At 73.4% G+C, this 21,306-nt stretch carries 21 protein-coding genes; 8 read left to right on the forward strand and 13 right to left on the reverse strand.

The window, feature by feature from the left end:
- Positions 1 to 291 precede the first annotated feature (291 nt).
- The gene (locus tag AB0E07_RS00005; RefSeq protein WP_362245712.1) at positions 292 to 2,154 is read left to right on the forward strand and encodes an ABC transporter ATP-binding protein; all 1,863 of its coding nucleotides are present in this window, start codon (positions 292 to 294) and stop codon (positions 2,152 to 2,154) included.
- 51 nt (positions 2,155 to 2,205) lie between these two features.
- Here the strand turns inward: AB0E07_RS00005 and AB0E07_RS00010 are convergent, their stop codons facing one another.
- The 4 genes from AB0E07_RS00010 to AB0E07_RS00025 form a co-directional block, all read right to left on the reverse strand.
- The gene (locus tag AB0E07_RS00010) at positions 2,206 to 2,388 is read right to left on the reverse strand and encodes a hypothetical protein (RefSeq protein WP_362244618.1); all 183 of its coding nucleotides are present in this window, start codon (positions 2,386 to 2,388) and stop codon (positions 2,206 to 2,208) included.
- A 155-nt stretch (positions 2,389 to 2,543) separates the two neighbouring features.
- Positions 2,544 to 3,233, reverse strand: coding sequence for a DUF899 domain-containing protein (locus tag AB0E07_RS00015; protein WP_362244620.1), 690 nt, complete (start codon positions 3,231 to 3,233; stop codon positions 2,544 to 2,546).
- Positions 3,234 to 3,341: 108 nt separating this feature from the next.
- On the reverse strand, positions 3,342 to 5,192 hold the full coding sequence (locus AB0E07_RS00020) for an FUSC family protein (RefSeq protein WP_362244621.1): 1,851 nt from the start codon (positions 5,190 to 5,192) through the stop codon (positions 3,342 to 3,344).
- A 230-nt stretch (positions 5,193 to 5,422) separates the two neighbouring features.
- Positions 5,423 to 5,806 (reverse strand): hypothetical protein, encoded by a 384-nt coding sequence (locus AB0E07_RS00025; RefSeq protein WP_362244623.1) that lies wholly within the window; start codon positions 5,804 to 5,806, stop codon positions 5,423 to 5,425.
- Between the two features lie 165 nt (positions 5,807 to 5,971).
- On the opposite strand from AB0E07_RS00025, the gene AB0E07_RS00030 reads away from it, so the two are divergent.
- From AB0E07_RS00030 to AB0E07_RS00040, 3 genes are read left to right on the forward strand one after another with little or no spacing between them, the layout of a single operon-like run.
- Complete coding sequence (locus AB0E07_RS00030; protein ID WP_362244625.1) at positions 5,972 to 6,385, forward strand: RidA family protein; 414 nt, start codon at positions 5,972 to 5,974, stop codon at positions 6,383 to 6,385.
- A complete protein-coding gene (locus AB0E07_RS00035; RefSeq protein ID WP_362244627.1) occupies positions 6,382 to 6,888 on the forward strand; it encodes a GNAT family N-acetyltransferase in 507 nt (168 codons plus the stop codon). Before AB0E07_RS00030 ends, AB0E07_RS00035 begins: the two co-directional genes overlap by 4 nt.
- A 9-nt stretch (positions 6,889 to 6,897) precedes the next feature.
- On the forward strand, positions 6,898 to 7,377 hold the full coding sequence (locus AB0E07_RS00040; RefSeq protein WP_362244629.1) for an RNA-binding S4 domain-containing protein: 480 nt from the start codon (positions 6,898 to 6,900) through the stop codon (positions 7,375 to 7,377).
- Positions 7,378 to 7,473: 96 nt separating this feature from the next.
- Here the strand turns inward: AB0E07_RS00040 and AB0E07_RS00045 are convergent, their stop codons facing one another.
- The gene (locus tag AB0E07_RS00045; protein WP_362244631.1) at positions 7,474 to 7,950 is read right to left on the reverse strand and encodes a DoxX family protein; all 477 of its coding nucleotides are present in this window, start codon (positions 7,948 to 7,950) and stop codon (positions 7,474 to 7,476) included.
- Between the two features lie 75 nt (positions 7,951 to 8,025).
- Positions 8,026 to 8,925, reverse strand: coding sequence for an acyltransferase domain-containing protein (locus tag AB0E07_RS00050; protein WP_362244633.1), 900 nt, complete (start codon positions 8,923 to 8,925; stop codon positions 8,026 to 8,028).
- A 63-nt stretch (positions 8,926 to 8,988) separates the two neighbouring features.
- On the opposite strand from AB0E07_RS00050, the gene AB0E07_RS00055 reads away from it, so the two are divergent.
- Entirely contained in the window at positions 8,989 to 9,249 is a 261-nt protein-coding gene (locus AB0E07_RS00055) for a DUF6343 family protein (RefSeq protein WP_362244635.1), read from the forward strand.
- Between the two features lie 4 nt (positions 9,250 to 9,253).
- Here the strand turns inward: AB0E07_RS00055 and AB0E07_RS00060 are convergent, their stop codons facing one another.
- The 4 genes from AB0E07_RS00060 to rpsA all read right to left on the reverse strand — a co-directional run bounded on the left by AB0E07_RS00060 (position 9,254) and on the right by rpsA (position 13,004).
- Positions 9,254 to 9,634, reverse strand: coding sequence for a tetratricopeptide repeat protein (locus AB0E07_RS00060; RefSeq protein ID WP_362244637.1), 381 nt, complete (start codon positions 9,632 to 9,634; stop codon positions 9,254 to 9,256).
- 50 nt (positions 9,635 to 9,684) lie between these two features.
- Complete coding sequence (coaE, locus tag AB0E07_RS00065; RefSeq protein WP_362244639.1) at positions 9,685 to 10,296, reverse strand: dephospho-CoA kinase; 612 nt, start codon at positions 10,294 to 10,296, stop codon at positions 9,685 to 9,687.
- 47 nt (positions 10,297 to 10,343) lie between these two features.
- On the reverse strand, positions 10,344 to 11,282 hold the full coding sequence (locus tag AB0E07_RS00070; protein ID WP_362244641.1) for a PAC2 family protein: 939 nt from the start codon (positions 11,280 to 11,282) through the stop codon (positions 10,344 to 10,346).
- Positions 11,283 to 11,510: 228 nt separating this feature from the next.
- The gene (rpsA, locus tag AB0E07_RS00075) at positions 11,511 to 13,004 is read right to left on the reverse strand and encodes a 30S ribosomal protein S1 (protein WP_362244643.1); all 1,494 of its coding nucleotides are present in this window, start codon (positions 13,002 to 13,004) and stop codon (positions 11,511 to 11,513) included.
- Between the two features lie 367 nt (positions 13,005 to 13,371).
- Between rpsA and AB0E07_RS00080 the strand changes: the two genes are divergently transcribed.
- Together AB0E07_RS00080 and hrpB are read left to right on the forward strand one after the other, a co-directional pair.
- Positions 13,372 to 14,220, forward strand: coding sequence for a class I SAM-dependent methyltransferase (locus tag AB0E07_RS00080; RefSeq protein ID WP_362245714.1), 849 nt, complete (start codon positions 13,372 to 13,374; stop codon positions 14,218 to 14,220).
- Positions 14,221 to 14,264: 44 nt separating this feature from the next.
- The gene (gene hrpB / locus AB0E07_RS00085) at positions 14,265 to 16,814 is read left to right on the forward strand and encodes an ATP-dependent helicase HrpB (RefSeq protein WP_362244645.1); all 2,550 of its coding nucleotides are present in this window, start codon (positions 14,265 to 14,267) and stop codon (positions 16,812 to 16,814) included.
- Between the two features lie 22 nt (positions 16,815 to 16,836).
- On the opposite strand, the gene AB0E07_RS00090 is transcribed toward hrpB, so the two are convergent.
- The 3 genes from AB0E07_RS00090 to AB0E07_RS00100 all read right to left on the reverse strand — a co-directional run bounded on the left by AB0E07_RS00090 (position 16,837) and on the right by AB0E07_RS00100 (position 19,867).
- A complete protein-coding gene (locus AB0E07_RS00090; RefSeq protein WP_362244647.1) occupies positions 16,837 to 17,829 on the reverse strand; it encodes a DUF3068 domain-containing protein in 993 nt (330 codons plus the stop codon).
- Between the two features lie 21 nt (positions 17,830 to 17,850).
- The gene (locus AB0E07_RS00095; protein WP_362244649.1) at positions 17,851 to 17,985 is read right to left on the reverse strand and encodes an SPW_0924 family protein; all 135 of its coding nucleotides are present in this window, start codon (positions 17,983 to 17,985) and stop codon (positions 17,851 to 17,853) included.
- 151 nt (positions 17,986 to 18,136) lie between these two features.
- Positions 18,137 to 19,867 carry a lytic transglycosylase domain-containing protein gene (locus tag AB0E07_RS00100; protein ID WP_362244651.1) on the reverse strand — a complete coding sequence of 577 codons (1,731 nt, stop codon included), beginning with the start codon at positions 19,865 to 19,867 and terminating at the stop codon, positions 18,137 to 18,139.
- Positions 19,868 to 20,148: 281 nt separating this feature from the next.
- Here AB0E07_RS00100 and AB0E07_RS00105 point away from each other — a divergent pair, with 281 nt between their 5' ends.
- The gene (locus tag AB0E07_RS00105; protein WP_362244653.1) at positions 20,149 to 21,030 is read left to right on the forward strand and encodes a DUF4184 family protein; all 882 of its coding nucleotides are present in this window, start codon (positions 20,149 to 20,151) and stop codon (positions 21,028 to 21,030) included.
- The last annotated feature ends 276 nt before the right edge of the window (positions 21,031 to 21,306 follow it).

The raw sequence follows: 21,306 nt of genomic DNA on the forward strand, positions 1-21,306 counted from the left end.
GCCAGAAGGGCGTCCAGGTTTGTCTTCACACACTGACCAACGGGCGCCCTTCGCCATGGTCGCGACCAGCACACACATCGGACTCACTCATCTAGTCCTCGACGGGAGAAGCGGGCCCCGCGCCGCGCGCGGAGCGCTCCCAGTACCCCCCTGTGCGCCCTGTCCCCCGGACCGGCGGCTCGCGATAGTGGCCCCTCCATCTCGATCGGGGGAGGCGACGTGGGAAAGCGGGACACGGCCACGGTGTCCGAGTCGGAACGGCTGCTCTTCGGCGGCCCCCTGCGCTACGACATGGGCTGGAACCAGCACGGGGACGCGTTTCTCGAACTGAACTTCCGCGCCATGCTCGGACGTCTGCCCGGACTGCTGGCCTCCAGCTTCCGGCTCGCCTGGCAGGCCGACCGCCGGGCGGCGCGGACCGTACTGGCGGCCGAGGTGGGCCGGGGACTCGCCCAGGCCGTGAACCTGCTCGCCGTGAACACCGTGCTGGGCCGGCTGATCGCCGCCGGAGCCATCGAGGACCGGCTGCGCCAGGCCCTGCCCGCCCTGGCCACGATGGCCGCGGTCACCCTCCTCGGAACGCTGCTGCGGGCCGCGTCCGTCTACGCCACCGGACGGCTGGAACCCAAGGTCGAGCGGGTGGCCACCGAGCTGTACCTGGAGCGGGCGGCGGCGGTCGAACTGGCCGCCATCGAGGACCACGCCTTCCACAAACTGCTGGACACCGCCCAGTACGGCGCCATGTCGGCACGGCGCATGATCTCCTACAGCGCCCGCGTGGTGAACGCGATGATCTCGCTGATCGCGGCGGCCGGCGTCCTGACCGTGCTGCACCCCGCGCTGCTGCCGCTGCTCGCCACCATGACGGTGCCCAGCGCCTGGGGCGCGCTGACCAACGCGCGGCGCCGCTACGAGTCCTTCCACACCTGGGTGCAGCACGTCCGGGCCGGCCAGCTGATCAGCGGCCTGCTCACCGCACCGGACGCCGCTCCGGAGATCCGGGTGCACGGCGTCGGCCCGTTCCTGCTGCGGCACTACCGGGCGATGTCGGAGACGGCGGAGGCGGAACAGACCAGGCTGGCCCGGCTGGCGGCCCGCACCGGACTGATCGCGGCGGGCTGGACCGGCCTGGCCGCGGTGGCCACCTACGCCACGCTCGGCTGGCTGCTGCTGGCCGGGACGATGGCCCTGTCCGTGGCGGGCACCGCGGTGATCGCCGTACGGACCGGCTCGGCCAGCCTGGACAGCCTGGTGCTGGAGATCAACCAGCTGCACGAGGAGGCCCTGTTCGTGGGCGACCTCCAGCGGCTGTACGTCGAGGCCGCCGAACGCGCGATACCGGTCGGCGGCACACCGCTGCCGGAGGACCCGCGGGAGATCCGCTTCGAGGACGTCAGCTTCAGCTATCCGGGCGAGTCCACCCACCCCGCCCTGGACGGGGTCACCCTGACCCTGCCCCTGGGCCGGATCGTGGCCCTGGTCGGCGAGAACGGCTCCGGCAAGACCACCCTGGTCAAGCTGCTCGCGGGCCTGTACAAGCCGGACCGGGGCCGGATCCTGTGGGACGACGTCGACGCGGCGGGCGCCGACCGGCACCGGCTCGCCGAGCGCATCGCGATGGTGGCGCAGGACTTCAAGAGGTGGCCGTTCACCGCCCGGGTCAACGTCGCCCTCGGCCGTCCGGGGGCACCGCTGACCGAGCAGCGGCTGGCGGAGGCGGTGGCCGCGGCCGGCGCGCAGGAGGTGGTGGCCGATCTGCCGCGCGGTCTGGACACCCTGCTGGCGCGGCAGTTCAGCGGCGGGCACGAGCTGTCCGGCGGGCAGTGGCAGCGGCTGGGCATCGCGCGGGCCGCCTACCGGCGCGGACGCATCCTGATCGTGGACGAGCCGACGGCCGCGCTGGACGCCCGAGCCGAGGTGGAGGTCTTCGACAGGATCCGCGCCCTGGCCGCGGCCGGGCAGACGGTGGTGCTGATCACGCACCGGCTGGCGTCCGTGCGCCACGCCGATCTGGTGCACGTGCTCGACCAGGGCCGGCTGGTGGAGTCCGGTACGCCCGACGAACTCCTGGCCGGCGGTGGTCTCTACGCGGAGCTGTACGCGCTCCAGGCGGAACAGTTCACCTCACCGGTGCCCGCCCCTGAGGCGGGCTGAGCCCCGCGCGGCCCGGCCCCGCGGGCGGGCCGCCGCGCGGGCCGGCCGCCCTCAGGCGGCCACGTCGACGGCCAGGTCACCGCGCACGATCACCAGGAAGGTGTCCGTCGCGAGGTCCATCACGACCTCGGCGGCCATGCCCTCCCGACGCCGCGCCTGCGCGAACTCCTCCGCCGGCCACGAGCCCCTGGGGCCACCGGCCGGAAAGCGCTTGAGCACCGTTCGCCTGTTCACCCTGCACCTCCATGTAGCGCTGTACTCGAAGAGTTAAACGCCAACAGCGGGGTGAACGCCTCGCCAAGTGACGGTACTGAGACGTAGTTGACATCCCTCCACAGCGGACTGTGAGGTGGATCTCAATTTTGTCCCGTTTTCCGTTACTTTCCGGCTCAGTCCTCGTACTCGTCGTGATACCGGACGCGTTCACTGTCCGCGAGCGTCCCCAGGGTCGACGCGCGCCCCTCGGGTCTCTCCCACCCCTCCTGCCGGCCCAGCGCGGTCAGGTCCAGGAAGCTGGTGGCCGATCCCAGCCCGTCCAGTCCGCGCTCGAACGTCGAGTAGGTGTGGAACACCCGGTCGCGATCCCTGAGGAAGCAACTCACGCCCGGTCTCTCCACGGGTACCCCGTCACGCTCCAGGGTCACCTCGAAATCGCGGTTGAAGTCGTTCCCGTGGGAGGAGAGCCAGGGCACCGTCCAGCCCATCCTCGCCTTGAACGGCAGGATCCTCGTGTACGGCGCCCGGGAGACCGCCACCAACGAGGTGGAGCGGGACCGCAGATGGGCGAGGTGTCCGACCTGGTCCAGGAAGGCCGAGCAGCCGCGGCAGCCGGTCTCCCACTCGGGTGCGAACATGAAGTGGTGGACGACGAGTTGGTGCCGTCCCTCGAACAGGTCGAGCAGGGTGGCCTTGCCGTCGCCGCCCTCGAAGACGTACTCCGTGTCGACCTCGACCATCGGCAGGCCGCGCCGCTCCGCGTTGAGCGCGTCACGGGCACGCGTGGCCGCCTTCTCCCTGACCAGTAACTCCTCGCGCGCCGCGCGCCATTGAGCACGCGAGACGATCTCCGGCAACGCCATGGGCTCCTCCTGTGCGACGGTCCGTTCCGGGTAATGACCGGTGCGGGGCGCACAACTCATCGGCGGGGCCCGAGATTCTTCGGTACGGGTCTGTGAAGGCCGTCCGTCTCAGGCGAACTGGCGGACGCCGGGCCCCCGTTCCCGCAGCTCGGCGAGTTCGTCCAGCAGCCCGGCGAGCTGCCCGGTGCACTGCGGAGTGATGCGGCCGGAGTCGTCGAGGTCGACCGCGCAGGCGGTGGTGGTGTCGACGAGCCGTTCGAGAGCCCCGGCGACGTCCTCCGTGCCCGCCGAGTGCCGGGCCAGGGCGGGAAGTTCGGCGGCGGCGAGGGCGATGGCGGCGCGGGCCTCGGCGAGCGTGCGGTACGCCTCCCGGCGCAGGGTCCAGCGGGTGGCCCGGTGGACGGTCCCGTCGGCCTCGCCCTGTACGTGCGCGAGGTACGCGCGTGCGGCACGCTCCGCCGTCGCGAGCCGGGCCCGCACTCCCCCGCCCCGCTGCCCCGGCATCGGCAGATGCCCCACGACCAGGACGATCGCGCAGGCCAGCAGGGTCTCCCCGATCCGGCTGACCGAGGCCTGCGGCTCACCGCCGACCATGACCAGCGCCAGGACGAGAACCGTCACGACTCCGGTCTGGGCCGCGAAGTGCCGGGTCGCGACGGGGATGAGGGCGCCGCACACCGCGACGAGCGCGACGAGCCCCTCCGGCCGTGGCAGCACGGCCGCGAACCCGGCGAAGAGCAGCGCGCCGAGCACGGTCCCCGCGGCCCGGCACAGCACCCGGGAGACCAGGGGCCCGAGGTCCGGCTTGACCAGGAAGACGGCGGTGGCGGGCAGCCAGTACCAGTGCGCGTGCTGCCCGTACCAGCCGGAGCCGTGCAGGAAACGCGCGCATCCCACGGCGGCGCCGAAGCACAGGGCGACCCGCAGCCCGTACTCGCGTCCGCCGCCGCCCAGAACCGTCCGCACGAGCGTGCCGGGGGACCGCCGCCGGGTGTGCAGATCCCCGCCGGCGGGCTTGTCGAACGCCTCGGCCGCCCGCAGCAGCGCGTCGTCGAGGGCGCGCAGCGCGGGCGCGTTCCGCAGGGGCGCGGGCAGCGGCCCGGGGGCGGTGTTCCCGCGTACGGCGGCGGCGAGCCGGCGGGGGCCTTCGGCGGCCCGCTCCGGTACCGCTTCCCCGGCCCAGGCCAGCGCGGTCGCGGCCTCGGCGAGGGGCAGGGCGGCCGCGTACTGCGCGTGCAGGCGGCGTTCGGCGGAGGAGGAGGCGTACCGCCGCAGCCGCGGGCCGTCGAGGGCGTCCTGCGCGTGGTCGAGGGCGGCGGTGAGCGCGGCACGCCGGGCGGGGGCACGGTCCGTGCCGGCGGCGCCGAGGAGCCCGGCGATCGCGTCGTACACGGCGGCGACGGCCTGCCGTTCCCCGTCGAAGCGGAAGTCACCGGCGAAGGAGCCCGGACCGGGCAGCACCAGCCGCAGCGCGAGCAGCCACCCGGCCCCCACCAGATAGGCGAGCCCGCGCTGCCAGCCCGTCCCGGGCAGCGGCATCCCGGCGCCGATCGCGGACGCGACGAGCAACTGGGTTCCGGCGGTGGAGGCGACGGGCCCGACGGCGCTGACGCTCCCGGCCAGCAGCCCGACCAGGGTGAGCAGCAGGGTCAGGGCGAGCGCGCCGAGCGTGTGTCCGCCCCAGGTCCCGATCACCAGTCCGGCGGCCCCGGCGAGCGCGGGCACCCCGAGCCGCTCGACGGCCGCCCGCCGGCTGCCGGGCCGGTCGGCGACCCCGGCGAGCATGGCGGCGACGGCCGCCACGACACCGAAGGCGGGCAGACCGGCGAGCACGGCGCCGAGCAGGAGCGGCCCGCCCGCGAGTCCGCCCCGCACCACGGCGCTCCACGGCACGGGTCCGCGCTGGGCGCGGAAGGCATGGGTGAGCCAGAGGGGCAGTGCGGGTGCGGGGCGCGACACGGGGCTCCTGTCGGGGCGAGGGCGGAATGCCTTCGGGCGACGGTGACCGGGCGCTGACGTCCCTCCAGGGTAGATCGCCCGTCCGAAGATCCAGGAACAGGCGTATTTCCCGGGTGTGACATCCCTGGGAGAGCCGTACCCCGGCCGTCGCCGCGGCGCGTGCCCGGTGCGCGCCGCGGCGGCGGCGAGGACACCGGCGAACCCGGTACGCCGGTCCGCGCCGGTGCGGGTCAGGATTCCCGGAGGTCGCGGTGGCGGTGGCGGGTCGGCGGGTGGTCCAGTTCCTCGGCCACCCTGTGGAGCGCGCCCGGCGGGGCCGCCCGCAGCCGGCGCAGCGCCGCACCGCGGAACGCCCGCAGCTCCGCCCTCGCCCGGGTCTCGTACGGGCCGCTCGGACGCTTTCCGAGCGCGCGCGGCCAGGTGTACGCGGCGAAGCTCCGTACGACCGGCCGCGGACGGGGGCGGCGGCCCTCGCGCGCGGCCCGCGCGGTCTCCGCGTGGGAGTGGCGCAGGTCCACCAGGGCGTGCGCGGTGCACGGGCCCGCCGTGCCCCGGGGCCAGTAGGGCGGCGCGGACCGATGACGGTTCGGGACGTGATGCGCGGTGTGTGACATGAGTGGGGCCAAGCGTCGCGGGCCCGGTGGCCGGTGTCGACCGGATATTCGGTGCGCGGATCCGCGCGCCGGAGCGCGCGCGGCGAAATTCGGATGCGCCGCCGCCGACCGCGCCCGAGGATCGGTGGGTTGTCCGCCGTTCGTCACCTCGCTCCGGGAGCCGCCGTGATCCAGCGTGTCATCAACCCCGCTCTCTTCCCTCCGCCCACCTACGCCCACGCCTCCGTGGTCGAGGCGGGGACGAGGATCGCGTTCCTGGCCGGTTCCGTACCGCTGGACGCGGAAGGGAGGATCGTCGGCGAGGGGGACCCGGTCCGGCAGGCCGAGCAGGTCATCGCCAACCTGCGGGAGCAACTGGCCGGGATCGGCAGCGACCTGGCGCACGTACTGTCCACCGAGGTGTACGTGGTGAGCGCCGAGACCTCGGTGCTGTCCTCCGTGTGGGAGGTGGTGGAGGCGTCCGGACTCAGCGTCGGCCCGCACTCCTCGACCCTGCTCGGGGTGGCCTGTCTCGGCTACACCGGTCAGCTGGTGGAGATCACGGCCACCGCCGTCGTCCCTCAAGCGCCGGCCTCATGAGCGAGGTCAGGCTCCGGCGGGCCGCCTCCGCCGACGCGGCCGAGGTGGCCGACGTGTGGCTGCGCTCCTTCGCCGCCGCGCTGCCCACCGTGGTCCGGCCCCGCTCGGACGACGAAGTACGCGACTACTTCCGGGAGTTCGTCGTCCCCCGGCAGGACACCTGGGTGGCCGAGGCGGACCAACGGCTGGTCGGAGTGATGGTCCTGCACGGCGAACGCATCTCCCAGCTCTACCTGGATCCGGACTGGCGCGGGCGCGGCATCGGCGACCTGTTCCTCCGGCTGGCCAAGGAGCGCAGCCCGCAGGGGCTGAACCTGTGGACCTTCCAGGTCAACAAGCCCGCCCACCGCTTCTACGAACGCCACGGCTTCGTCGCGGTCGAGCACACCGACGGCAGCACGAACGAGGAGCACGAGCCGGACGTACGGTACGTCTGGCAGCCCCAGGGCCCGCCCGTCGGCCCCGCCGAAAAGGCCGGGTCGCCGCAGAGGGCCAGGGGCTAAGGTCGGGACATGGCTTCCGAGGCAGACGACAACGAGCGCACCGCGACGGCACCCGACGCCGCCGTGGCCGCCGCCGAGGCGGCCGGTCCGCAGTCCGGTGAGAGCGTGCGGATCGACAGCTGGATCTGGGCGGTGCGGCTGATCAAGACCCGTTCGCTGGGCGCCACCGCCTGCAAGGGCGGTCATGTGCGGGTCAACGGCGAGCGGGTCAAGCCCGCGTACTCGGTGCGCGTCGGCGACGAGGTCCGGCTGCGGCACGAGGGCCGGGAACGGGTCGTCGTGGTCAAGCGGCTGATCCGCAAGCGGGTCGGCGCCCCGGTCGCGGTGCAGTGCTACGTCGACAACTCCCCGCCGCCCCCGCCCCGCGAGGCCGTCGCCCCGGCCGGTGTCCGTGACCGCGGCGCCGGCCGCCCGACCAAGCGGGACCGGCGCGACCTGGAACGGCTGCGCGCCCTGGAGAAGGGCAGCAGCGGCCCCGGCCCCCGCTGAAGCGCCCCGTCGGACCGGACCGTACGCACGGCGACGGCCGCGTCCGCCCCGGGTCCCCGACCCGTCGGACGCGGCCGTCGCCGCACGTGCGGCCGCTCACGCCCGCCGCCGCACCAGCCGCAGCAGTTCCGCGTTGTGAGCGCGCCGCGCCCAGGCGACGAGGGCGAGCGGCACGATCAGGATGAGCGGCGTGGCCGCGTTCTCCCCGTCGAAGACGGAGACCTGGACGACGAACGCCCCGACCATCAGCGCGCCGAGCGCGATACCCGCCACGGACTGGAGCACCGGGATCAACAGGGCGACGGCTCCGGCGAGTTCGAGAGCGCCGATGGTGTACATGCCCGCGCTGCCCCAGCCCAGTTCGTCGAAGGCGTCGACGGCGGTGGAGTGGGCGATCAGCTTCGGCAGGGCGCTCGCCACGGCGAAGAACAGCGCGAGCACGATCTGGAGCCCGCGCAGCGCGATCCGGGCGCGCCGTCCGCGGGCGGTCGCGGACTCGGCGATGACGGAGGCGGAGGCGGAGGCGGAAGCGGGGACGGCGGCAGGGGCAGCGGCGGCGGTGGTCTCGGACATCTGGTTCTCCCGGGTACGGCGGTGTGTGTCGCGGTCAGGAATACAGACCGCCGCCGGTCCCGAAACTCATCGCCGTCAGGGGGACTTGGGCTCCTTCAGCGGGAACCAGCCGTGCCCGACGTACCAGTGCCCGCCGGCCCGCAGATGGTCGCCCACCGCCCGTTCCACGGCCGTGCGCCGGGGCAGCCCCTCGACGGGCAGGTCCGGGTCGCCGAACACGAACCGCACCGGTTCGGTGTCGGCCCGGTCGGTGTCCTCGCGCACGATCCGGAACCGCTCCTGGAAGCGGACGATGTTGGAGTCGGCCGGGAGGTACCGCTTGAGCTGCGGATCGAGCAGCCAGGAGTGGCACACCGCGGCCGGGTGGCGTTCCTCGGGGAAGTGCCGCGCGAAGAACTCCCGGGCCAGGTCGAGGGACCGGTCGCAGGCGGCCGGGGTGAGCGGCCCGTGGAAGTCGGGGATGTGCAGGTTGAGGCAGAGCGCGTCCGGCGCCAGGGCCTGCCCGGTGCGCGGGCCCGGCCGGGCCCGCTCGAACTGGAGCCGCCCCAGCTGGTACAGCTCCCCGCGGAAGTGCCGGACGAGCCATCCCGGCGCCTGGACCCCGGTCCGCCCGTATCTGCGGCGGTGCACGGCCATGTTCCGGCCGAGGTCGGCGAGGGTGCGCCGGCTCACGTCGGCCGGGATGCCTCGCTCGCGGTGGTAGGCGCGCGTGTGCGGCAGCGCCGCGAGGAACACGTACACGGGAAAGCAGCGCTGGAGAGGGCCGGCGGGCCAGTCCAGCTCGGGCAGTTCCACGCCCGCGCCGACCGTCCCCGGGTCCCGGAGGAGTTCCTCGACGGAGGCGGCCAGGAACCGGCTCAGCTCGGGGTCGTCGGTGACCCTGCGGCGCATCCGGACGAGGACCTCGATGTCCTCGTGGGGCACGGCGAGGTCGATCAGGGTCTCGGGCAACTCGTCGGCGTCCGGCAGCTCCATGCCACCCCCTCTTTGTGTACGCGCCTTCGAAGAGTACGTTCCGAAGGAGGAGGAGTGATCCCGATGCGTACGGGCAGTGAGCCGACGACCGCGCGCAGTGCGCTGCGGACGCGGTTCTGGCTGAGTGTGTGGGGTCTGGTCTGGGCGGTGTTCGGCACGGTGGCGTTCGCGCTCGCGGACCGCACCGGCTGGGCCGTCGCCTGCGGGGTGCTGGCGCTGGTCGTCGCCGTGGACCTGTCCTTCGTCGTCCGGCACATCCGGCAGGGCCCGCACTACCAGCCGGGCCCCGACGTGCCGCCCTACCTGCCCCCGGACCGCCACTGAGGGCTCAGGACTCGAACCGGGCCGCCTTCACGTACTCCGGGTTGGGGTCCAGCGCGGCGGCCAGCCGGAAGTGGCGCGTCGCCTGCTCGCCGCGCCCCTGCCGCTCGTAGGTGCGGGCCAGCGCGAAGTGCGCGAAGGCGTTGTCCGGCTCGCGCTCCAGGACGATGGTGAACTCCAGCTCCGCGGGCCGCAGTTGGGCGGCGGCGAAGAAGGCGCGGGCGCGCAGCAGGCGCGCGGCGGTGTTCTCGGGGTGCGCGGCGATGACACCGTCGAGCAGTTTCACCGCGCCCCGCGGGTCCCGCGCGGCGAGCAGGTGCTCGGCGGCACGGAAATCGATGACATGCGTCTCCGGAGTACGTCCGGTCCAACCGCTGGTCTCGGGCACGGCAGATCCCTTCCCTCGCTGAAGGGCTTCAACGCCCCGACGGGGCGCCGCTATTCCTGGGGCGCCCGGGACGCACGGCGTTCGAGCCCGGCCCACACCTCCCGCACCCGCCGCCGAAGCCGGTCCAGGGGGACGTCGTTGTCGATGACGAGGTCGGCGATCTCCCGGCGCTGCTCCCTGCTCGCCTGGGCGGCCATCCGCGCGCGGGCGTCCTGCTCGGTCATCCCGCGCAGCCGGACCAGCCGGTCGAGCTGGGTCTCGGGGCTCGCGTCGACGACGATCACCAGGTCGTAGAGGCCCGCCAGGCCGTTCTCGGTGAGCAGCGGTACGTCGTGCACCACGACCGCGTCCTCGGCGGCGGCCCGCTCCAGCTCCTGGGAGCGGGTGCCGACCAGGGGATGCACGATCGAGTTCAGTACGGCGAGCCGCTCGGGGTCGGAGAAGACGATGGAGCCCAGCCTGGGGCGGTCCAGGCTGCCGTCCTCGGCCAGGACGTCCTCGCCGAAGGCCGCCACGACCGCGGCGAGCCCGGGGGTGCCGGGTGCCACGACCTCACGTGCGATGCGGTCCGCGTCGATCAGCACGGCTCCGCACTCCACGAGCAGCCGCGACACCTCGCTCTTGCCGGCACCGATACCGCCGGTCAGGCCCACTTTCAGCATGACCCGAGCTTAGGCCGTGTCCGACCCTTCCCGTCCGCTCCGCGGGGTCAGTTGTCACCTTCCCGTTCGGCGAGGAAGCGCTCGAACTCAAGACCGATCTCGTCCGCCGAGGGGATCTCGACCGGCTCGGCGAGCATGTTGCCGCGCGACTCGGCGCCGGCGGCCGCGTCGTACTGGTGCTCAAGTCCCTGCACCAGGGCGACCAGTTCCTCGTCGCCCTCCTGGATCTGGCGGTCGATCTCGGTCTGGGTGCGGTGGGCCTCGGTGCGCAGGGCGTGCGCGATGCCGGGGAGGACCAGTCCGGTGGCGGCCGTGATGGCCTCCAGGACGGTCAGGGCCGCGTCCGGGTAGCCGGAGCGGGCGATGTAGTGCGGCACGTGCGCGGCGACGCCGAGCACGTCGTGGCCCGCCTCCATCAGCCGGTACTCCACCAGCGACTCGGCGCTGCCCGGCACCTGCGCCTCGTCGAAGGGACTGCGGTGCCCGGGGACGAGGTCGGTGCGGTTGCCGTGCGGGGTGAGGCCGACGGGCCGGGTGTGCGGGACGCCCATGGGGATGCCGTGGAAGTTCACGGACAGCCGGACGCCGAGCCGTTCCACGATCTGCTGGACGGCGGCGGCGAAGCGCTCCCACTCGACGTCCGGCTCGGGGCCGGACAGCAGCAGGAAGGGCGCGCCGGTGGCGTCCTGGACGATCCGTACCTCGATGGCGGGGACCTCGTAGTCGGTCCAGCGGTCGCGCTTGAACGTCAGTAGCGGGCGGCGGGCCCGGTAGTCCACGAGCCGGTCGTGGTCGAAGCGGGCCACGACCTGGTGGGGCAGCGAGTCGAGCAGCCGGTCGACGATCTGGTCGCCGGTCTCGCCCGCGTCGATGTATCCGTCGAAGTGGTAGAGCATGACCAGGCCGGCCGACTCCTGCGCGAGCGCCATGTCGATGACGGCCAGGCCCTTCGGCTCCCATGCGTACAAACCCTGCGGATCAAGCACAGTGACCGCTCCTCCTCGTGTTCACACGGAACAACGCGGCCCGGAGCAGGGTCATTCCCCGGATCATGAAAACTCGGCGAGCCGCAACTCCCCCTGGGGGCGCGGGGAACTGCGCGACAAGCCCCCGCCGGCCCGCTGCCGACGCACGACCCGGGCACGCCGAAGGGGCCGCACCTCGAAAGGTGCGGCCCCTCAGCGAACCAACTACCCGACCTCAGCGGTCAGCGTTCAGCTCTGGCCACCGGCCAGCTTCTCGCGGAGCGCGGCAAGCGCCTCGTCGGAGGCGAGCGCACCGGAGTTGTCCGCACCCTCGGAGGAGTACGAGCCGCCACCGGAAGCGGCCGGAGCCGCAGCCTCGCCGCCCTCGGCCGCGGCAGCGGCGTCGGCCTCGCGGGACTTGATGACCTGGGCCTGGTGCTGCTCGAAGCGCTGCTGCGCCTCGGCGTACTGGCCCTCCCACGCCTCGCGCTGGGTCTCGTAGCCCTCGAGCCAGTCGTTGGTCTCGGGGTCGAAGCCCTCGGGGTAGATGTAGTTGCCCTGGTCGTCGTAGGACGCGGCCATGCCGTACAGGGTCGGGTCGAACTCGACCGAGGCCGGGTCGGCACCGAAGGACTCGTTGGCCTGCTTCAGCGAGAGGCTGATGCGACGACGCTCGAGGTCGATGTCGATGACCTTGACGAAGATCTCGTCGTTGACCTGGACGACCTGCTCCGGGATCTCCACGTGGCGCTCGGCCAGCTCGGAGATGTGGACCAGACCCTCGATGCCCTCGTCCACGCGGACGAACGCACCGAACGGAACCAGCTTGGTGACCTTACCCGGGACGACCTGACCGATCTGGTGGGTCCGGGCGAACTGCTGCCACGGGTCCTCCTGCGTCGCCTTCAGCGACAGGGAGACACGCTCGCGGTCCATGTCGACGTCGAGGACCTCGACGGTGACTTCCTGGCCGACCTCGACAACCTCGGACGGGTGGTCGATGTGCTTCCAGGACAGCTCGGAGACGTGCACCAGACCGTCGACGCCACCCAGGTCCACGAAGGCACCGAAGTTGACGATCGAGGAGACGACGCCGGAACGGACCTGACCCTTCTGCAGGGTGGTGAGGAACGTCTGGCGGACCTCGGACTGGGTCTGCTCCAGCCAGGCACGGCGGGACAGGACCACGTTGTTGCGGTTCTTGTCCAGCTCGATGATCTTCGCCTCGAGCTCCTTGCCCACGTAGGGCTGGAGGTCGCGGACACGGCGCATCTCGACCAGGGAGGCCGGGAGGAAGCCGCGGAGGCCGATGTCGAGGATGAGACCACCCTTGACGACCTCGATGACGGTACCGGTGACGATGCCGTCCTCTTCCTTGATCTTCTCGATGGTGCCCCAGGCACGCTCGTACTGGGCGCGCTTCTTCGAGAGGATCAGGCGGCCTTCCTTGTCCTCCTTCTGAAGGACGAGGGCCTCGATCTCGTCGCCGACGGCGACGACCTCGTTGGGGTCGACGTCGTGCTTGATCGAGAGCTCGCGGCTCGGGATGACACCTTCGGTCTTGTAACCGATGTCGAGCAGGACCTCGTCCCGGTCGACCTTCACGATGACGCCGTCGACGATGTCGCCGTCGTTGAAGTACTTGATCGTCTCGTCGATCGCGGCGAGGAAGGCTTCCTCGTTACCGATGTCGTTGACCGCAACCTGCGGGGTGGTGGCGGTGGTCTCGGTGCTGCTCGTCATGTGGGAAAGGGCTCCGGTTACGGACAGAAAGTCGTAGGTACTGCTACGCCGGGAGCCCGTATCGCTCTGAAGAAGCCGGACAGCTTAGGAAGCGCCCCACCGGCGAACCGGCGATGCGCCTCGACAACCGAGGGGACATACAACAGATGCGAGCGCAGCCTGCTACGTCTGAGGTGCGCAGGCCCGCAGCGCAACTTGTAGCATACGGGGGCAGCCGGGCAGGGTCAATGCGCGAAGCCACACACCCGGGGCGGATCGCCGCATACCCGGCACAAAACCTGTCTCACGAGGCCACGCGCGCGTGTCAGCGCCCCTTTCGTGACGGCCGCCGCGACGGGTTGGACGGAAGAGTACGACGAGGGAGCCGATCATCCAAGAGCCCGTATCCAACGAGACCGTCGCCGGGCCAGTCACCGGGCCCGGGACCGAGCCGGAGGCCACCCGGCGTACCGCCGGGGTCGCGGAGAGTTCCCGCGCCAACCGGGGCTGGTGGGACCGCAACGCGGACGACTACCAGGTCGAGCACGGCACCTTCCTCGGCGACGACCGCTTCGTCTGGGGCCCGGAGGGCCTGGACGAGGTGGAGGCGGAGCTGCTCGGACCGCCGGAGGAGCTGAAGGGCCGCGACGTCCTGGAGATCGGCGCCGGCGCCGCCCAGTGCTCGCGCTGGCTGGCCGCGCAGGGCGCCCGCCCGGTCGCCCTGGACCTCTCCCACCGCCAGCTCCAGCACGCGCTGCGGATCGGCGGCGACTTCCCGCTGGTCTGCGCCGACGCGGGCGTCCTGCCGTTCGCGGACGCCTCCTTCGACCTGGCGTGCTCGGCCTACGGGGCGCTCCCCTTCGTCGCGGACCCGGTGGAGGTGCTGCGCGAGGTGCGCCGGGTGCTGCGTCCGGGCGGCCGGTTCGTCTTCTCCGTCACCCACCCGCTGCGCTGGGCGTTCCCGGACGAGCCCGGCCCCGAGGGCCTGTCGGTGTCCGCCTCGTACTTCGACCGCACGCCCTACGTCGAGCAGGACGAGTCGGGCCGGGCGGTGTACGTGGAGCACCACCGGACGGTCGGGGACCGGGTCCGGGACATCGTGGCGGCGGGCTTCCGCCTGGTCGACCTGGTGGAGCCGGAGTGGCCGGCCTGGAACAGCTCCGAGTGGGGCGGCTGGTCCCCGCTGCGCGGCAACCTGATCCCGGGGACGGCGATCTTCGTCTGCGTAAGAGACTGACCGCAGAGACTGACCGCAGAGACTGCCCCGTAGAGACTGGCCGTGTGATCCGCTACGACGCGCTGGACGCCCTTCCCGTCCGCAGTGCCCTTCCCGGTCTGACCGAAGCCCTGGAGGGGCACGGCACGGCGGTCCTCGTGGCGCCGCCGGGCACCGGCAAGACCACCCTCGTCCCGCTGGCGCTGGCCGGCCTGCTGGACGGTGCCGCGCCCGCCCGGCGGGTGGTCGTGGCGGAGCCGCGCCGGATCGCCGCGCGGGCCGCCGCCCGCCGGATGGCCTGGCTGCTGGGCGAGAGCGTCGGGGACGGCGTCGGTTACACCGTGCGCGGGGAGCGGGTCGTCGGCCGGAACGCGCGCGTGGAGGTCGTCACGACGGGTGTGCTGCTCCAGCGCCTCCAGCGGGACCAGGAGCTGGCCGGTGTGGACGTCGTCGTCCTCGACGAATGCCACGAGCGGCATCTGGACGCGGACACCGCGGCGGCGTTCCTGTGGGACGTGCGGCAGACGCTCCGCCCCGAGCTGCGGCTGGTGGCCGCGTCGGCGACGACCGACGCGGAGGGCTGGGCGGGGCTGCTGGGCGGGGCGCCGGTGGTCGAGGCGGCGGGCGTCTCGTACCCGGTGGAGGTGGTGTGGGCGCCGCCCGCCCGTCCGGTGCGGCCCCCGCACGGCATGCGCGTCGATCCGGCGCTGCTGGAGCACGTGGCGTCGGTGGTGCGGCGGGCGCTCGCCGAGCGGGAGGGGGACGTGCTGTGCTTCCTGCCGGGTGTCGGGGAGATCGCGCGGGTGGCGGGCCGGCTGGGCGACCTGGGCGGGGTGGAGGTGCTCCAGGTGCACGGGCGGGCCCCGGCGGCGGTGCAGGACGCGGTGCTGGCGCCCGGTTCGGGGCGCCGGGTGGTGCTGGCGACCTCGGTGGCGGAGTCCTCCCTGACGGTTCCCGGGGTCCGGGTCGTGGTGGACTCCGGTCTCGCGCGGGAGCCGCGGGTGGACCACGCGCGCGGGCTGAGCGCGCTGACGACCGTACGGGCCGCGCAGGCGGCGGGACGGCAGCGGGCGGGCCGGGCGGGGCGCGAGGCGCCGGGTGTCGTGTACCGCTGCTGGACGGAGGCGGAGGAGACGCGGTTGCCGCGGTTCCCCTCCCCCGAGATCAAGGTGGCGGACCTGACGGCGTTCGCGTTGCAGACGGCGCGCTGGGGCGACCCCTCGGCGGCCGGTCTGGCGCTGCTGGACCCGCCGCCGGCGGGGGCGATGGCGGCGGCGCGCTCGGTGCTGTCGGCGATCGGCGCGGTGGACGGGGCGGGGCGGGCCACGGAGCGGGGCAGCCGGCTGGCCGGGCTCGGTCTGCACCCGCGGCTGGGGCGGGCCCTGCTGGACACCGCCGGCGCGGGCGCCGAGGTGGTGGCGCTGCTGTCGGAGGAGGCGCCGCGGGAGTACGGCGACGACCTCGCGGCGGCGCTGCGGACCGCCCGGCGCGGCGGGGACGCGTACGCGGCGCGGTGGCGCAAGGAGGTGCGGCGGCTGAGGGGCGCCCACGGGGAGTCCGCCGCGCGGGTGGACGGCGACGCGCGGGAGAGCGACGACACGCGGGTCGGCGACGACGCGCCGGCGGGGGACGACGCGCTGGCGGGGGCCGTGGCCGCGCTGGCCTTTCCCGAGCGGGTCGGCCGGGTCGAGGGCGGCTCGGTTCTGATGGCGTCCGGAACCCGGGCGGAGCTGCCGGAGGGATCGCCGCTGCGTGGGGCGCCCTGGCTCGCTGTCGCCGTGGCGGACCGACCGGTCGGCCAGGGGCACGCGCGCGTGCGGCTCGCCGCGGTGCTGGACGAGGACACGGCCCGGTCGGCCGCGGCCGCCCTGTACGCGGAGGGCGAGGAGGTCCGCTGGGCCGACGGCGATGTCGTCGCGCGCCGGGTGGAGCGCCTCGGGGCGATCGAGCTGACGGTGCGTCCGCTCAGGGACGCCGATCCCGCCCTGGTGCGCGACGCGCTCGTGGAGGGGCTGCGGCGGGAGGGGCCGGGGCTGCTGCGGTGGTCGCCGGACGCGGTGGGGCTGCGGCGGCGGCTGGCGTTCCTGCGGGCGCGGCTCGGGGATCCCTGGCCCGACGTGTCCGACGAGGCGCTGCACGCGCGCGTGGCGGAGTGGCTGGAGCCGGAGCTGAGCCGGGCCCGGCGCCGCGCGGACCTGGCGCGGATCGACGCGGGCGCGTGCCTGGGCCGACTGCTGCCGTGGGCCTCGGGTGAGGCGGCGCGGCTGGACGAACTGGCGCCCGAGCGGCTCACCGTGCCCAGCGGGTCGAGGATCAGGATCGACTACACGGACCCCGAGCGGCCCGTGCTGGCGGTGAAGTTGCAGGAGATGTTCGGCCTGCACGAGTCGCCGTCGGTGGCGGGGGTGCCGCTGCTGGTGCATCTGCTGTCCCCCGCGGGCCGCCCGGCCGCGGTCACCGCCGATCTGGCCTCCTTCTGGAAGGACGGCTACCGGGGTGTGCGGGCGGAACTGCGGGGCCGGTATCCGAAGCACCCGTGGCCTCAGGACCCGGCGACGGCGGAGCCGACCCGGCACACGGCGGCCCGCGCCCGGCGCGAGGGGGGCGCGGGCTGAGTCCGGTCGCCGCGTGTGCCGTTCAGGCGTTGGCCGGTTCGGGTGCGGCCGCCTCGCTGGGGGCCGGGTCGTCCGGGTGGCGGCCGCGGGCCTCCAGCCAGAGGGCGAGGGCGAGCAGGACGAGGCCCAGGCCGAGGAAGCCCCAGGGCAGGTGCGAGGTCATCAGCAGGACCAGGGTGCGGTTGGACTTGACCAGGTCGACGGTGTGCTCGATGTAGTCCTCGCGCATCTTGACGTGGCCGGCGAAGGCCGTGACCTTGTCGCGGTCGCCGAGGAGGGTGCCGCCGCGCAGTTCCTCCCGGTGGATCTCCTCGCCGTAGACGGGGGCGCCGGTGAGGGGTTCGACCCAGAACTTGCGGACGGTGGTGTACCAGCGGGTGGTGCCGGTGTCGGCGAGGGACTCCGGGGTGATCCCCTCGACGGGCAGCTTCTCGGGGTAGGGGACCTCGGTCCACGGGATGGTCTGCTCGAAGTAGTAGACCTCGACACCTCGGAAGTCCTGGGTGCCCTCGTAGTGGATGGGCGCGGAGGTGCGGGTCTGGGCGTCGAAGTACTCGTAGGACCGCTTCTCCGTCAGGAACGGCCATTTGAACTCGATGCCCTCGCGGCGCACCGGGTCGCCGTCGACCGACTCGCCGGTGGCGTGGACGGGTTCCTGGGTGTGGGCGTCGAAGATGTAGCGCTCGGGGATGCTGGAGACCATCTCGCCGTCGGGGCCCACGACGTAAGAGAGGCCGTCCCAGACGACGACGTCCCGGCCCGCGGTCCGCTCGATCTTCTCCGAGGCCGCCACGTCGCCCTTGAGGGTCTGCACGATGGTGACCTTGGAGACCTTCCGGGCCTTCATGGTGCCGTAGTCGAGGAGGGTGGCGTCCTTGGCCTCCAGGACCATGTCCTGGTACTGGTTCGCGGGGACCTTGGCCAGGCGCGGGAAGGCGTACCAGCGCAGCATCGGGGACAGCGCGGCGCAGAACACGGCGCAGGCGAGCAGGATCAGACTGGCCTTGCGGCGCATCTCGGCCTCCCTGCCGGGCGGTTACGGGTGTGCGGGAACCGTCGTCAGCAGCGGCTCGGGCGAGGTCCCGCCGCTCGGTGAGCCGAGCGCGGTGAGGGTGAGGACCAGGGCGAGCGCGACGGCGAGGCCGGTCGCGGCGGCGATCAGGGCGCGCACGGGTGCCTCCCCACGGGGCGGAGCTGATACATCGTCAGATCTGGCACGGTAGCAACGGCCGGCCGAGATGAGAACACGTCGCACACGACGACGGCGCCCCTCCGTGGGAAGGGGCGCCGTCGGGGCGGTGAGCGGGCTTACGTGAGCGGGATTACGAAGTGGCGCTGGGCGTGGGCGTCTGCGTCTCGGCCTCCGCCTCGGCCACGGTCAGTTCGACCGTCAGCGTCGCGCCGCCCGCGGTGTCGATACGGAGCAGGAACGTGCCGGCGGTGTCGTCGGCGTACAGCTTCGGCAGCTTCAGCAGGCCGTCGGCGTCCGTCTTCAGTCCGGTCAGGGCGCGCACGGGGTTGCCCTCGGCGTCCTGGAAGTACGGGCCCCCGTCGTTCTCCGTGGCGTCCTCGGCGGACTTGACCAGGGTGGCGGTGGCCGCGACTCCGTCGGCGACGGCGCCCTCGTAGGTGGCCTTCACCTCGACCTGCTCGGCGAACTCGCCGCCCGGGACACAGGTCAGCGCGGCCTCGCCGGTGCGGGCGAGGGCGTCGGCGGCCCGCTCGGTGACCGTGGCCGTGTAGTCGAGCCCGGGGACCGAACGGCCCACCACGGTCGTACGGACGATGAAGTCGCCGGTCTCCTCGCCCGCCCGGAGCGCGGGAGCCACGGCCGTGCCGGAGCCGTCGGTGAGGGCGGTGGCGTACTTCTCGCCGCCGGTGAAGACCGCGTCGGTGTCGCCGACGATGGTGAAGCGGATCCGCACCTTGGCGACGCCCTTGCCGGCCGAGGTCTCGGCGCGGGTGCTGATCCGCTCGCCGAACGTGTCGCCCGCCATCGCCGAGAGCACGGCCGTGTCGGCGTCCTCCAGACGTTGCACCGTGTCGGTGGCGGTCGGCGGAGTCGTGGGCGGCGGTGTGGTGGCCGGGGGTGTCGTGGCCGGGGGTGTCGTGGCGGGCGGGCTCGTCGGAGGCTTCGGCGAGGGGGTTCCGCCGCCGGCGGGCGGTGTCGAGGAGGGCGGGGGCGTCGGCGACGGCGTGACCCGGGCGCCGTCGGAGTCGTCGCTGCGGCCGTCGGGGACGGTGCCGGTGCCGTCGGGGATCTCGTCGACGCCCTTGCGGTAGTGCTCCAGCCAGGCCAGGACCGTGTTGAGGTAGTCCGTGGAGTTGTTGTAGCTGAGGATCGCGCTCTTGAGGTCGGAGGGGTCCGACAGGTCCCAGCCGAAGCGGCACAGGTAGTGGCCCGCGGCCAGGGCGGCGTCGTAGACGTTGTTGGGGTTCTTCTCGCCGTCGCCGTTGCCGTCGCGGCCGGCCCACTCCCAGGTCGACGGGATGAACTGCATCGGTCCCACGGCGCGGTCGAAGGCGCTGTCGCCGTCGTAGGCGCCGCCGTCGGTGTCGCCGATGTTCGCGAAGCCGTTGCCGTTGAGCTGCGGGCCGAGGATGTCGGAGGTCGTGGTGCCGTCGGCGTCCACCTTGCCGCCGCGGGCGTGGCCCGACTCGACGTGGCCGATGGCGGCGAGGAGTTCCCAGGGGAGGTTGCAGCCGGGCTTGGACTCCTGGAGCGAGGCGGCGGCCTGCTGGTAGGCGTCCAGGACCGTGGCCGGGATACCGGAGTCGGAACCGGTGCCGGTCCCTCCCGTGCCGTCCGCGCTCGCGCTCGGCGAGGGCGCGGGGCTGTCCAGCGGCGGCAGGTCCGTGTAGTAGGGGGAGTTGCCGGTCGCGCTGCCGGCGGCTTCCTCCGGTGACGGCTGGGCGTCGGAGGTGGTCCGTCTGCCCTGGTCGTCGACCGTCACTCCGGGAGCCTGCGAGCCGGACAGCGCCGCGACCGCGAGTGCGGCCACGGCGGCGGTGGCCGCACCCTTGTACAGCCTCCTGCCGAATTGCGCCGACATAGAGTGAACCCCTCCCGTGGACGCCCGAGCGTCCGTCCCTGTCTGTCCCGTCGCCCTGTTCTGACGAACGACCCGCCCGAGGGGTTGCGCCCTTCGGGCCGTTCGGCGGATCACCCGTGGTATGCGTCCGATTTGTCCCGTGGCGGTCACGCTCCCCGCGCACCGGCCCAAGCGACCCTACGACAACTTCCACGCCACGGGCACCCGTTGGCGTTCCCTGTTCATCACTTGGCCATACGTGATACTGGGCGCGTCCGACACGCCCCCATCGAGGAGCCTTGGTGCCGTTCACGCTCAGCCACGCGGCGGCGGTGCTGCCCGCCGTCCGCACCGACGGAACGGGCCGTGGCCGGCTGGTCCCGGCCGTCCTCGTCGCCGGGTCCTTCAGCCCCGACCTCACCTACTACGCGGCGAGCGCGGTGCCCGGCGCGATGGAGTTCGGCGACGTCACCCACTCCTTCGCGGGCGTGTTCACGGTCGATGTCGTGCTCGCCTGGGCGCTGGTGGGCCTCTGGCTGCTGATCCGCGAACCGCTGGTGGCACTGCTGCCGCCGTCCCGGCAGGGCCGGCCGGCCGCGCTGCTGCGCTGCGGCGCGCGCAGGGACCGGGTGAGCGCGGAGCTGGTGGCGCGGTGGTACGTGTCCGCGGTGCTCGGTTCGCTCACCCATGTCGTGTGGGACGCCTTCACCCATCTCGACCGGTGGGGCATGCGGCTGTTCCCGGTGCTCGGGGACGAGTTCGCGGGCTGGCCGCTCTACTGGTACCTCCAGTACGGCGGTTCCGCCGTGGCGGCGGTGGTCATCGCGCTGTTCCTGGCGGCGGCGCTGCGGCGTGCGCCGCGCGGTGCGCGGCCCGTTGGCGTCCCGGTGCTGTCCGCTCGGGACCGGTGGGCGGGCGGGGCCGTGCTGGTCGGCTGCGCGGCGGTGTTCGCCGTGCTGCGGGCCGTGCGGTGGTGGGCGTACTGGGGGTCGCGGGCGAAGCCGTGGGAGCTGATTCCGACCCTGTGCTTCGGGGCGGGGGCGGGGCTGGTGCTGGGGGTGCTGGTGTACGCGGTGGGTGTCAGGGCGCTGCGTCCGGTACGGGGGCCGGGACGGGTGTCCTCGGCGGACTCTGCGGACTCGGCGGACTCTGCGGACTCCGACGGGGAGCGTGCGTTGCGATGAGCTCCGCCCAGAGCAGGAGGGTTTCCGTCGGGTCGGCGGGGATGCGGGGGGTCGCGGCGGCGGGCTCGTAGGGGAGCGGGTGCCTTGGCCGGCGGCCTGGGATGCGTATGCGTATGCCCATGCCCGCATCCTGGGGGGCGGGGGGTGGTGGGGGCTTCTTCGCGGGGGCCACGTGGGTGACGGGGGCTCCGCCGTGGGGGGTGGGGCGCGGGTCGTGTGTGGCTTGGCGCGCAGTTCCCCGCGCCCCTGGACGGCACTGGCGTGCCGCCGTCTTTC

This window comes from Streptomyces sp. NPDC048002 (assembly GCF_040653275.1).
Classification (GTDB): Bacteria; Actinomycetota; Actinomycetes; order Streptomycetales; family Streptomycetaceae; genus Streptomyces.

Bases quoted from the DNA above. Each gene is read 5' to 3' on its own strand.
- AB0E07_RS00040 (WP_362244629.1), top strand. From the start codon at position 6,898: ATGGCTTCCGAGGCAGACGACAACGAGCGCACCGCGACGGCACCCGAC.
- coaE (WP_362244639.1), bottom strand. From the start codon at position 10,296: ATGCTGAAAGTGGGCCTGACCGGCGGTATCGGTGCCGGCAAGAGCGAG.
- AB0E07_RS00090 (WP_362244647.1), bottom strand. From the start codon at position 17,829: ATGCGCCGCAAGGCCAGTCTGATCCTGCTCGCCTGCGCCGTGTTCTGC.
- AB0E07_RS00050 (WP_362244633.1), bottom strand. From the start codon at position 8,925: ATGGAGCTGCCGGACGCCGACGAGTTGCCCGAGACCCTGATCGACCTC.
- AB0E07_RS00100 (WP_362244651.1), bottom strand. From the start codon at position 19,867: ATGTCGGCGCAATTCGGCAGGAGGCTGTACAAGGGTGCGGCCACCGCC.
- rpsA (WP_362244643.1), bottom strand. From the start codon at position 13,004: ATGACGAGCAGCACCGAGACCACCGCCACCACCCCGCAGGTTGCGGTC.
- AB0E07_RS00015 (WP_362244620.1), bottom strand. From the start codon at position 3,233: ATGGCGTTGCCGGAGATCGTCTCGCGTGCTCAATGGCGCGCGGCGCGC.
- AB0E07_RS00055 (WP_362244635.1), top strand. From the start codon at position 8,989: ATGCGTACGGGCAGTGAGCCGACGACCGCGCGCAGTGCGCTGCGGACG.
- AB0E07_RS00035 (WP_362244627.1), top strand. From the start codon at position 6,382: ATGAGCGAGGTCAGGCTCCGGCGGGCCGCCTCCGCCGACGCGGCCGAG.
- AB0E07_RS00025 (WP_362244623.1), bottom strand. From the start codon at position 5,806: ATGTCACACACCGCGCATCACGTCCCGAACCGTCATCGGTCCGCGCCG.
- AB0E07_RS00005 (WP_362245712.1), top strand. From the start codon at position 292: ATGGGCTGGAACCAGCACGGGGACGCGTTTCTCGAACTGAACTTCCGC.
- AB0E07_RS00045 (WP_362244631.1), bottom strand. From the start codon at position 7,950: ATGTCCGAGACCACCGCCGCCGCTGCCCCTGCCGCCGTCCCCGCTTCC.